Origin of the sequence: Streptomyces physcomitrii (assembly GCF_012273655.1) — a bacterium.
Lineage (GTDB): Bacteria > Actinomycetota > Actinomycetes > Streptomycetales > Streptomycetaceae > Streptomyces > Streptomyces physcomitrii.
Genome location: NZ_JAAWWP010000007.1, coordinates 196598 through 208335, shown reverse-complemented (window position 1 = coordinate 208335; position 11738 = coordinate 196598). Strand labels below are relative to the sequence as shown.

Sequence of the window (11738 nt, the reverse complement as noted above, 5' to 3'; positions counted from 1 at the left end):
CCCAGGCCTGCCACCCGGTCTCCACACAGGCTAAATACACTTCAAGAAATGCCGCAATCAGGACATTTGACAGACTGGGGCAGGAGAGGTCGAGCGCGACCGCCGTCGAAGACCGCAAGGGGCGCCAGACCTTTCCGGACCTCTCGCTCTCCGCACCCTCGGCAGGATGCGAACCCGCAACTCCCTGAACTCAGCCGAGATACGGCCGCTCACGACGCTCCAGAAAATGACGGATCCGGAGCCGCTGCGTGTGATGCATCGGCAGCCGGTCGATCTCCCCCGGCGGGACGAACCGCAGCTCCGTGGACTCGTCCGAGATCGCGAGTCGGCCACCGACAGCCCGGGCGGTGAAGCAGACGTTGAACTGCCGGCGCACCTCACCGTCCGAGTAGGCGATGACGTGGCGAGGATCGGTGTACGTGCCCACGAGCCCGGTGATCTCCACCTCCAGCCCGGTTTCCTCCTTCACCTCCCGGACGGCCGCCCCCGGTAGCGAATCGGTCATCTCCATACCGCCGCCAGGCAGCGCCCATAGATCGTTGTCCCGGCGACGCTGAAGAAGCACGCGCCCCTCCCCATCGGTGACCACAGCGGACGCCGCGACCACCAAGCTGTTCGGCTCGGGCGCTGAAGGGTCGTCGTAGTACTCGGTTCGGGCCACGTTCGCTCTTCCCCTACTGGTGTCGCAGTGTCCCCGTAGATATCGAAGGCGAGTATCCCCACGAAGGCCGCGTAGCGAGATGCCGTGGCAAGCGGCAGACACCGTCCCGCACAAGCGCGCCGACAAAACACCAGAGGCCCCGGATCTCTCCGGGGCCTCTGGCCTACTGTGCACTCGGCAGGATTCGAACCTGCAACCTTCTGATCCGTAGTCAGATGCTCTATCCGTTAAGCTACGAGTGCTTGTTCTGTTGTGCTTCGCTTGCTCTTCCGGTGGGCTTTTCGGCCCGGTCGGCGTTGCGGGAACAACATTACATGACCTGGGCCGTCAGGCGAAATCCGTTTCCCGCACCCCTGCTGAGCTGGGCGAACGCCCTTCCGAGCCCCTCTTCACCCCACCCCGCCGAGGGCCACCCGGCGCCCCTCCACGCGGCGGCACCCGAAGCAGCGAGCGACAGGAGACGGGAGAAGCAGCAGCAGGAAACGATCGAAGCCCCGGTCGGACGCGACCAGGGCTTCGGATCTTGCTGCGGAGGCGGAGGGATTTGAACCCTCGATGGGGTTTAAGCCCCAAACCGCATTAGCAGTGCGGCGCCATAGACCGGACTAGGCGACGCCTCCAGCACACCCGCGTGAAGCGGGTGCGTGCAGATGATGACACAGCACCCGGTGCTGCCACCAATCGCATCCCACGGTACTGGATCACCGGGGGCACGGTCTCCCGTTTATCCGACCGTGACCGGCGCCGTGACCGCGACCGCCACCCCGGCAACCGCCGCCCGGCCACCCCGGCAACCATTGCCCGGACTCCCCCGCCCCCCGCGCCCGCCACCCCGTACCCGAGCCCCTGCCCCACCCACCCCCACCCCGCAACCCGGAAGCGCCGATCAGGGCAAAGCGGGCGGGTGGGCGCAACGTCCGGGGCGCCTGGGCGTTAGACGCGGCAGGGAAGCGTGCGGCGGTGCGCCTCCGGTGTCCCGTGGGACGCGCCTCCCGAGCGGCCTGTGCCGTGCCCGGCGGTGTCCCGTGACCGCGCCGCGGGGTCCGGCAGGCCGCGTACAGGTAGGTACCGCACCGGTACGTACCCGCACCCGTACGTCCCTCGCACCCGTGGAGCCGTCATGCTGCGCCGTCTCGCCCTCTCCGCCTCCGTCTCGCTGCTCGCCCTGGCCGCCGCGCCCGCGGCCACCGCGCAGGCCGATCCGCTGCTTCCGCTGCCGCGGCTGATCGCCGCCCCGGACCGCCTGCACGTCACCGTCACGGGGGCGGACGGCGGACTCGACGGCGACTACACGCTGAACTGCAATCCGGCCGGCGGTACGCATCCCAACGCCGAGGGGGCCTGCGACAAGCTGGCGGCGATGGAGCTGGAGCGCGGGGTGAGCCCCTTCGAGGACACCCGCAAGGAGAGGGCTCAGCAGCGGGCCGGTAAGGCGCCGATGTGCACGATGCAGTACGGCGGTCCGGCGAAGGCGCACATCAAGGGGGTCTGGCACAGCAAGCGGGTGGACGTCACCTACGACCGCGGCAACGGCTGCTCCATCTCCCGCTGGAACGAGATGGTGCCGGTGATTCCGGCCATCGGGCGGAGCTGACCCGGCCGGCCCGGACGGCGGTGCGCGGGGGCGTGCCGCCGTCACAGGGGCTCCGCCTGAGGTCACAGCTTCTCCGTGCCTTCTGCAAGTCTTCTGCATGCGACCTGCCTCTCACCCCCGTCGCGAGCGCAACGCATGCCCGTAGACTCCCTCCCGTGACACGCGAGGGGTCTGCGGGCAAGATGGCCTCTGCGGGTCGGCAAGGTGCGGTAACAGGGAGGAAGCTTCGTCGTGAGCAGCAGGCCATCCCGAGGCGCTGCTCGCCTCGCTGCGATACTTGACGCGCTGCCGGACGCGCTGGTGCTGGTCAACGCCAACGGCACCGTCGTCAACGCCAACAGCGTCGCCCTGGAGACCTTCGAGACCCCCGGCACCGCCCTCGTCGGCCGCGGACTGCTCGATCTGCTGCCCTCCTTCGACTCCCGGCTGATCCCCGGCTCCATGCGCAGGGCGGACAGCGTGGACCCCGCGGGGCGCACCAAGCCGAACCGGATGACCGCGCGCAGGACCGACGGCAGCGAGTTCCCGGTCGAGGTCACGAGCGCGAATCTGGAGAACGGCCAGCAGGCCTACGACGGTTACGCCTACTCCGGTGACGAACTGCTGATGGTCGTGGTGCGCGACCTCACCGGCACCGTGGACACCGAGGCCGAACTGGCGCGTTCGCAACGGCAGACGGAGATGATCCTGCGGGCCGCCGCCGAGGGCGTGGTCGGCACCGACACCGACGGCCGGGTGGTCCTGGTCAACCCGGCCGTGGCGCAGATCCTCGGCTACCGGGCCAGCGACCTCGGCGGCCGGCTGCTGCACCCGCTGGTGCTGCACTCCCGGCCCGAGGGCGAGCCCTTCCCGTACGAGGAGTCCCCGCTCGCGGACACGCTGCGCTCGGGGCGCAAGCACCGGGTGCGCGGGCAGGTGATGTGGTCCAAGAGCGGCGAGCGGGTGCCGGTCGACCTGACCACCGCACCGGTGCGCGACGGGGACCAACTGGTCGGCGCGGTACTGACGTTCACCGACCGGCGGCCGTACGACAAGCTGGCCGAGAGCCGGGCCGCCGAGTCCGCGGAGCACGAGGCCGCCGTGGCGGCGCTGCGCGAGGAGCACGCGGCGCAGCTCGCCGCGCTGCGCGAGGAGCAGACCGCGGAGCTGGCCCGCCTGACCGAGCTGCACGGCGAGGAGCTGGCCGGCGAGAAGGACCGGTACGCGGCGCTCGCCGAGCGCGAACAGGACCGCTACGAGGCGCTCGACGGGCGGCACGAGCAGCTGCTGTCGATGCTCGGCGGCTCGCTGCGCGGCCCGCTGGACGAGCTGCGCCGGGAGCTGTCGACGCTCGCCGCCGACGACGCGGGGCAGTTGTGGCCCGAGGCCAACCAGGTGCTGCACCATCTGGCCGCCGGGTACGCCCGGATCACCACCCTGGTCGACAACGTCCTCGGCTACCAGCGCCTGGAGACCGGCGAGGACACCCTCGACCGGCGGCACGTGATGCTGGACGCCGTGGTGAGCGCCGGGGTCGAGGGCGCCGTCGAGCTGATCGGGCCCGGCCGGGCGCAGTTCGCGGTGCACGCGCCCCCGATCGAGGCGGAGGTGGACCCGGAGCGGCTCGCCACCGCCCTCGCCCACCTGGTCGCCAATGTCGCGGGCGTCGACGCCACCGGCAACGCCCCGGTCACCGCGGGCGGTTACATGGACTCCACGATCGTCGTCGCCGCCGCCCAGCGCGGCGAGGTCGTACGGATCGAGGTGCGCGGCCCCTACGCGGGCGGCGACCCGGTGCACGAGCCGATCGTGCGCGGCGTGGTGCGGGCGCACGGCGGCGTCCTGCAGACCCACGAGGTGCCGGGCACCAGCGGCAACGCCTACGTACTCGAAGTGCCGATCGGCGGCGGCGCGGGCGCGGTCGCCGTGCCCGCGGCGGAGTCCGGCGCCCGGCCGGTGCCCGTCGAGGACCCCGCCACCACCGGCGGCGGCCGCAGGCGCGCCCGCCGCTCCTCGGTGGACGCCTTCCTCGACACCGGCACGGACGGCGCCGGTACGGAGAGTTCCGGTACGGACGGCTCGGGCGCCCCGGCTCCGGGTACCGACGGCGCCGGGGGCACCGGACGGCGGCGGCGCCGGGCGGCCGAGGCCGGGCAGCCGCCGGAGCAGGCGCCCGCGCAGGAGACGCCCGCGGGCGGCACCGGGCGCAGGCGCGGCAGGCCGAGCGCCGCCGAGGGCGCCGTGATGGCCGCCGGGGAGTCCGCGCCCGGGCAGCAGCGCGGGGAGACCGTGCCGCCCGGGGGTGTGCCGGTGCCCGCGCAGGGCAGGCCGGTGCAGCCGGGGGGCATCCCGGGGCCGACCGGGCGCCGTGCGCGGCGCGAAGGCGGGGCGCGCGCGCTTCCGGCCGCGCTCCCCCAGGGGTCCGAGGGGGCCCTGGGCCAGCCCGAGTCCTCCGGTCCGCCGCAGCTTCCGGGCGCTCCCGCGCTGCCGCAGGGCCCCGGACCGGTGCCCGGCAACTCCCCCGCACTGCACGGGAGTTCACCGCAGGCTACCTTCGCCCGGCCCGGCACCACCGCGCCCGGGTACCCGCAGCAGGGGCAGGGCGCCGCGGGCGGGCAGCAGCCCACCGGCCGGCGCCGCCGGGCGCTCGCCGCCGCCCAGGAGCGCGCCGCCGCCCAGGAGGCCGCCGGGGGACGGGTGTTCGCCCTGCCGCCCGCGGAGGCCGACCGGGCACCGGACGAGGAGTACGGCCCCGGGCCCGCCCGCGGTCCAGTACCCGCCCACGGCGACGCCGGTCAGCACACCATGCTCTTCACCGACGGACCCGACGAGCACACCCCGGCGCAGGCCCACCCCGTCCCCGCCCCCACCGGCAGGCGCCGCGCCCGCCCGGCGGCCGACACCGCGGGAGGAGCACCGCAGGGCACCGAGTCACCCGGCGGCGACGGAACCCCCGGTGGCGTCCAGGACCCGGGCGGTCCGGGCCCCCAGGGCGCGGGCCGGCCGCGCCGACCCGGCTCCGGCGCCCGGGACCCCCGCCTCACCGCCCCCGGCCCGGGCGGCCACCCGGCTCCCGGCACCGAGCACCCCCACGGAAACCCGGCCCCGCACACCCCCGCGCCCCCGGCGGACCCGCAGCCGACGCACGACCACGGGACGCACGGACGCGGAACGGACGGACGGGTAACGGACGGACGCGGCACAGACCGACGGGGAACCGACGGCCGCGGGACGCACGGACGGGGTCCGAACGACGGACGCGGTACGAACGGGCGCGGGACGCAGGACGGTTCGTACGGACGCGGGCCCCAGGGCGGCACGCACGGACAAGGAGCCGCCGGACAGGGAGCCCCCGGCGCCCCCGGCGCCCCCGGACCGCACCAGGGTCAGGCCGCCGCGCAGGCTCCCGGCGCCGGACCGGCCGAGGGCGCCGGGCAGGGTGCCGCCGGGCAGCCCGGTGCCGGACCGGTCCCCCCCGCGGGCACCCGCGGTCGCGGCGTGCCCGCGCAAGGGGCGCCCGGTACGCCGCCGCACGGCACGCCCAGCGGGGCCACCTCGCACACCTCGGGGGGCGCGCGTCCGCCCGCCCAGCCGCTGCCCGCGGAGGCCGGGGCGCCGGATCCCGACTCGACGCAGGGGCGGGCGATCAGCGTGCGCACCCTCGGCCAGGGGGTGCCCTTCGGGCGCCGGATCGCCGAGCAGCAGCGGTCCGGGAATCTGCCCCAGCCGCGCGGCGGCGGCCGCTCGGCGCAGGCGCTGCCGCCGACCGCGCCGGGACCGGGCGGCGCCCCGCAGCAGCCGGGCGAGAGCGCCGGGCAGGGTCCCGGCGGGCGGCGCCGCAAGCTCGGTACGCCCGCCGAACGCACCGACTCCGGTGACACCGGGGGCGGGCGCCGCCATCCGCTCGCCGCGCCGCAGCCGCGCGGGGCCTCCTCGGAGGGCGGCGGCCGTTCGTACGCGATCGGGGCGCCCGATGTGAACGCCGACGAGGGGCCCGAGCCGCTGGACGGACCCGGCGGTGCCGTGGAGATCGCCGAACGCCCGCGCCGCCAGCACCTCGACGACGAGCTGCCCCCGGAGCCGCTGGACAACCCGCGGCGGCTGCTGGTGTGGCCCGCCCCCGACATGGGCACCCAGCAGGCGCTCAGCGACTGCGGCTACCGTCCCGTCACCGTGCACTCCCGCGAGGAGGTCGACGCGCAGATCGCGGCGTTCCCGGCCGCGCTCTTCGTCGACCCGCTCACCGGCCCGATCACCCGGACCGCCCTGCAGTCGCTGCGCCAGGCCGCCGTCGCCGCGGAGGTGCCGGTCCTGGTGACCGCGGGACTCGGCCAGGCCACCCGCGAGGCGGCCTACGGTGCCGATCCCGCCGTACTCCTGAAGGCGCTCGCCCCGCGGGACAGCGAGCAGCACCCGCCGCGGGTGCTCCTCATCGAGCAGCACGAGGAGATCGCGCTCGCCCTCACCGCCACCCTGGAGCGCCGGGGCATGCAGGTCGCGCGGGCCGCCAGCGACCAGGACGCGGTGCGGCTGGCCGCCGGGACCCGGCCCAATCTGGTGGTCATGGACCTGATGCGGGTACGGCGCGAGCAGAGCGGCATCGTGGACTGGCTGCGCGCCAACGGCCAGTTGAACCGCACCCCGCTCGTCGTCTACACCGCCGCCGTGGAACACCAGGACCTGCCCCGCCTCGCCGCCGGTGAGACGGTCCTCTTCCTCGCCGAACGCTCCACCAGCCCCGAGGTCCAGAGCCGGATCGTGGATCTGCTCGCGCGGATCGGCAGCCAGTGAGCGGGGCCGGAAGCCGGTGGACCGGCTTCCGGTGAGCGAGCGGGAGTCCTCGTACGGAGGAACGCGGGTCTTCGCCCGGTGCGGCGGAAGCCGGTGTGCCAGGCCGTCACCGACCCCCCGGACAGCACGCCCGGTGCTCTGCCCGGACAGGCACACCGGCCTGTGTGCCGCGCTGCGATCATGGGTGCATGGATACGGGGGAATCTGCTCAGAGCCGCCGCGTGTCGGACGCCTCGCCGCGGCGTCGATTCGGTACTGCGCTGCGCGGGGTGGCAGCCGTCCTCGCCGTCCTCGCCGTGCTCGCCGTGGTGGTCGTGGTGCTGCCGGTCCTCGTGGTCGAGCGTGATCTGGGCGGGGACCGGATCTCGGCCGCGGATCGCCTCGGGGCGGTGAACAACGTACGCACGACGCTCATCCAGGCGGTCGGCGGGGCGGTGGTCCTCTTCGGCGCGTATGCCACCTGGCGGCAGTTGAGGGTCGGCCAGGAGGGGCTGAACGCCACCCGGGAGGGGCACCTCACCGACCGCTTCAGCCGGGCGGTCGACCAGCTCGGCAGCGAGAAGACGGATGTGCGGATCGGCGGGCTGTACGCGCTGTGGCGGATCGCGGACCATTCGGCTCACGACCGGGAGTCGGTCATCTCGATCAAGGCCGCGTTCCTCCGGACGCACCTGCCATGGCCCGTGCGGGAGCAGGACTCCCCGTCGGCGGAGCTGCGCATCAACTCCCTGCCTCCGCTGGAGACCCGTGCCCCGGATGCCCAGGTGGCGCTCACCGGACTCGGAGTCCTGTGCCAGGAACGCCGGTCCGGCTGGCTCAACGTCAGCTACACCGACCTGCGTCGGGCCGACTGCGACGGACTGTGGCTGCACCACCTCAACTTCGACGGCGCCTGCCTGGAAGCGGCGAGCATCTACCAGGCCGACCTGACCAAGGCGTCGCTGATCGGGGCCACTATGCGGCATGCCGAGCTCGGGACGTCGGTTCTCCACCAGAGCCGCTGCATCGACGCCGACCTGCGCGGTGCCCGCCTGGTCAGGGCCGACCTGCGCGAGGCCGACTTCACCGGGGCCGACCTGCGGGAGGCGAATCTGCGCAAGGCGCGGAGCCGTGGAACCACGTTCACCGGCGCGGATCTGCGACTGGCCGACCTCCGGGGGACGGACCTCACCGGCGCCGACCTGACCGGGGCGGAGCTGGAGGGGGCACTGGCGAGCGACGCCACGGTCTGGCCGACGGGCTTCGACCCTCAGGAGGCCGGCGTCGTCCTGGACGAGGACCCCGGCGACGAGCCGAGCATCCTGCTGCACGCCGCCGCCATCGCGCGGAATGTCCCGCCTCTGCGATCGGCCTGATCCCTCACGGACGGTGTCCGGTGTGCAGCCGCGGACGGGCCACGCGGCCGCGGGCACCGGCGGACCGGTCCTCGTGACGGGCGCTTCGGCGCTTCGGCACGGGGTCGTCGAAGAGCGAGCGGCCGGACGTGGTTGCGGTCCCGCTCGGGAACGCCCTCCGCGAAAGCGGTGTCCGGCACCCCCGTGAGTGGCTCAGGGGCGGGACCGCACCGGTCCCGCCCCGCCGTTCGCCCGCGCTCAGAGCTGGGTGATGTCCAGCTCTCCCTCCGCATACTGCTTGCGGAGGACCTTCTTGTCGAACTTGCCGACGCTGGTCTTCGGGACCGCCGGGACGACGGTCCAGCGCTCCGGGAGCTGCCACTTGGCGATCTTGGTGGCGAGGAACTCGCGCAGCACGGTGAAGTCGGCCGTCGAGCCCTCCTTGAGGACCACGGTGGCCAGCGGGCGCTCGCCCCACTTCTCGTCCGGGACCGCGACGACCGCGGCCTCGGCGACCTCCGGGTGCGCCATCAGGGCGTTCTCCAGCTCCACCGAGGAGATCCACTCGCCGCCGGACTTGATGACGTCCTTGGCGCGGTCGGTGAGGTGGAGGAAGCCGTCGGGGGTGATGGTGCCGACATCGCCGGTCTTGAGCCAGCCGTCGGCGCTGAACTTGTCGTCGGGCTTGAAGGGTTCACCGGCCGCGCCGCCGTAGTAGGAGCCCGCGATCCACGGTCCGCGCACCTCCAGCTCGCCCGCGGACTCGCCGTCCCAGGGCAGCCGCTCCCCGGCGGGCCCGCTCAGCCGCGCCTCGACCGAGGCGGGGAAGCGGCCCTGGCTGATCCGATACTCCCACTCCTCCTCGGCGCTGAGCCCGCCCGGCGGGTGGGCGACGCAGCCGAGCGGCGAGGTCTCGGTCATGCCCCAGGCGTGCACCACCCGGACGCCGTGGCGCTCCTCGAAGCCGCGCATCAGGGCGGGCGGGCAGGCCGAGCCGCCGATGATGACGGTGGACAGCGAGCTCACATCGCGCTTGTTCGCGTCGAGTTCGCCGAGCAGCCCCTGCCAGATGGTGGGCACCGCGGCGCCGATGGTCGGCCGGATCCGGGCGATCATCTCGGCGAGCGGGGCGGGCTGCAGGAAGCGGTCGGGCATCAGCAGCGAGGTGCCCGCCATGAAGGCGGCGTGCGCCAGACCCCAGGCGTTGACGTGGAACATCGGCACCACCGGCAGCGCGATGTCCCGGGAGGTCAGCGCGAAGGACTCGGCGTTGTTGACCTGCATGGAGTGCAGATAGAGCGAACGGTGGCTGTACACCACGCCCTTGGGGTCCCCGGTGGTGCCGGAGGTGTAACAGAGGGCGGCGGCCTGGCGTTCGTCGACCTCCGGCCAGTCGTAGCTCCCGGCGCGTCCGGCGAGCAGCTCCTCGTAGTCGTGGACGCGGACGGCGGCGCCCTCCAGGACGGAGCGGTCACCGGGCCCGGCCACCACGAGGTGCTCCACGGTGGGGAGTTGGGGCAGGAGCGGGGCGAGCAGCGGGAGCAGGGTGCCGTTGACCAGGACGACCCGGTCGGCGGCGTGCGCCACGATCCAGGTCAACTGCTCGGCGGGCAGCCGCAGGTTGAGGGTGTGCAGCACGGCGCCCATGGAGGGGACCGCGAGGTAGGCCTCCAGGTGCTCGGCGTTGTTCCACATCAGGGTGGCGACCCGCTCGTCGCCCACCACGCCCAGCTCGTCCCGCAGCGCGTGCGCCAGCTGCGCGGCCCGGGTGCCGACCTCGGCGTACGTACGCCGATGCGGATCGCCCTCGCCGGTCCAGGTGAGCACCTCGGCCTTGCCGTGCACCGTCGAACCGTGCGCGAGGATGCGGCTTACCGTCAGCGGAACGTCCTGCATCGTGCTGTACACCGGTTGCCTCCCGAGGGCGAAGGGGTATCGCGAGGATTCTCGTGCGCTGCTAGACGATGTGTCACTACCCCTGGGTATGTTCCTGCTCTCGTCACCCTGGGTCACACCGCCTCGCGCGTGCGGCGATCGTCCCACGCCGGGCCACGCGCGCCCACCCACGCTGCGTCACTTCTCGGCGCGGGCCCGGAGGCCGAGTCCCGCCAGGGACTCCATGGTGCCGAGGATCCTCGCCATCTCCTCCTCGCCGGGGCGCGAACCGTCGCCGCGGAACATCAGGCCGAGCACCCCGTCCCACATCCGCCAGAGCACGGTGGCCACCACCGGGGGATCGAGGTCCGGGCGGGCGAGTCCGGCGTCGACGCACTCCTGGACGAGGGCGGCCAGCTTGCCGTTCTGCTCCCGGACCAGCGCGTCGACCCGCTCGGACGCCGGCGCGTTCGGCGGGACGGGGAGATCCCGCCGAGGCAGGGGACGGGAAGGGGGGTGGTCCTATACGTCCTCGCGGAGCTGCGGGTCCTCGCGGAGCTTGCCGAGGGCGCGGGAGACCGCCGACTTGACGGTGCCCACCGAGACGCCGAGCACCTCGGCTGTCTGCACCTCGCTCAGGTCCTCGTAGTAGCGCAGGACGACCATCGCGCGCTGGCGGTCCGGGAGTTTCATGATCGCGTTCCACATGGCGTCCCGGAGCACCTGCTGCTCGGCCGGGTCCTCGAGCGGGGCGTTCTCGGGCTCCGGCAGTTCCTCGCAGACGAACTCGTCGACCTTGCGCTTGCGCCACTGCGAGGTACGGGTGTTGACCAGGGCGCGGCGTACGTACCCGTCCAGCGCCCGGTGGTCCTCGATGCGCTCCCAGGCGACGTACGTCTTGGTCAGCGCGGTCTGCAGCAGGTCCTCCGCGTCGTTGACATTGGAGGTCAGCGAGCGCGCCGTGCGCAGCAGCACCGGCCCGCGCTCCTTCACGTAGGAGGCGAAGGAGGCGTAGGTGAGGTGCTGCCCGTGCGAGGCGCCGCGGGATCGGCTCTTCAGCTCGGGCGCCGTGCGCTGCGGGCCCGGTGCCGGGGCGGCCGTGGCGAGGCGGGCGCGGGGCGCCGTGCCGTCCGCGGGGCCGCCGCCGACCGCGGAGTCACCGCGGGTGGCCGCCGCCGGGCGGGCCGGGCGCGGGACCCGCTGGGCGGGCACGCGGTGCGCGGCGGCCTTGGGTCGGATACCGGCCTTCGCCGCGGCCGGCCGGGGCCCGGTCCCCAGGGGCGCCGGGCGCGCTGCGCTGGCCGAGGGCGCGGTCGCCGGGGCCTCGGGTAGGCGGGTGCAATGCCCAGGAACGGTCATGGCTCCACGCTAGAAGTGCCCCCTACGCACGGGGATCGGCCGGAGGTGCCGAAGCGGTGTCCCCCTCAGGTTGTACGGGCGGCGAACGCCTCACCTCCTGTGGGTGGAGGGACCCCCGCACCCCCTTGGGGGTTGGCCCCGAGAC

7 protein-coding genes and 2 tRNA genes are annotated in these 11738 nt (G+C 74.0%); 3 read left to right on the top strand and 6 right to left on the bottom strand.

Features of this window, described 5'->3' with window-relative positions:
• Window positions 1-190: 190 nt before the first annotated feature.
• From HFV08_RS14155 to HFV08_RS14145, 3 genes are all read right to left on the bottom strand, one after another.
• The gene (locus HFV08_RS14155) at window positions 191-661 is read right to left on the bottom strand and encodes an NUDIX domain-containing protein (protein WP_168539406.1); all 471 of its coding nucleotides are present in this window, start codon (window positions 659-661) and stop codon (window positions 191-193) included.
• Between the two features lie 169 nt (window positions 662-830).
• Window positions 831-903 (bottom strand) — tRNA-Arg (locus tag HFV08_RS14150).
• A 287-nt stretch (window positions 904-1190) separates the two neighbouring features.
• Window positions 1191-1281 (bottom strand) — tRNA-Ser (locus HFV08_RS14145).
• Window positions 1282-1781: 500 nt separating this feature from the next.
• On the opposite strand from HFV08_RS14145, the gene HFV08_RS14140 reads away from it, so the two are divergent.
• From HFV08_RS14140 to HFV08_RS14130, 3 genes are all read left to right on the top strand, one after another.
• On the top strand, window positions 1782-2255 hold the full coding sequence (locus tag HFV08_RS14140) for an SSI family serine proteinase inhibitor (RefSeq protein ID WP_168539404.1): 474 nt from the start codon (window positions 1782-1784) through the stop codon (window positions 2253-2255).
• Window positions 2256-2486: 231 nt separating this feature from the next.
• Entirely contained in the window at window positions 2487-7025 is a 4539-nt protein-coding gene (locus tag HFV08_RS14135) for a PAS domain-containing protein (protein WP_168539402.1), read from the top strand.
• Between the two features lie 269 nt (window positions 7026-7294).
• On the top strand, window positions 7295-8380 hold the full coding sequence (locus HFV08_RS14130) for a pentapeptide repeat-containing protein (RefSeq protein ID WP_312885603.1): 1086 nt from the start codon (window positions 7295-7297) through the stop codon (window positions 8378-8380).
• A 237-nt stretch (window positions 8381-8617) separates the two neighbouring features.
• Here HFV08_RS14130 and HFV08_RS14125 read toward each other — a convergent pair whose 3' ends face one another.
• The 3 genes from HFV08_RS14125 to HFV08_RS14115 form a co-directional block, all read right to left on the bottom strand.
• On the bottom strand, window positions 8618-10267 hold the full coding sequence (locus HFV08_RS14125) for a long-chain fatty acid--CoA ligase (RefSeq protein WP_168539394.1): 1650 nt from the start codon (window positions 10265-10267) through the stop codon (window positions 8618-8620).
• Window positions 10268-10432: 165 nt separating this feature from the next.
• The gene (locus tag HFV08_RS14120) at window positions 10433-10588 is read right to left on the bottom strand and encodes a hypothetical protein (RefSeq protein ID WP_168539392.1); all 156 of its coding nucleotides are present in this window, start codon (window positions 10586-10588) and stop codon (window positions 10433-10435) included.
• A gap of 168 nt (window positions 10589-10756) precedes the next feature.
• Window positions 10757-11293: a SigE family RNA polymerase sigma factor gene (locus HFV08_RS14115; RefSeq protein WP_168539595.1), complete on the bottom strand. Its 537-nt coding sequence runs from the start codon at window positions 11291-11293 to the stop codon at window positions 10757-10759.
• Window positions 11294-11738 lie beyond the last annotated feature (445 nt).

Coding starts and splice junctions, on each gene's coding strand:
- HFV08_RS14140 (WP_168539404.1), top strand. CDS start 1,782: ATGCTGCGCCGTCTCGCCCTCTCCGCCTCCGTCTCGCTGCTCGCCCTG.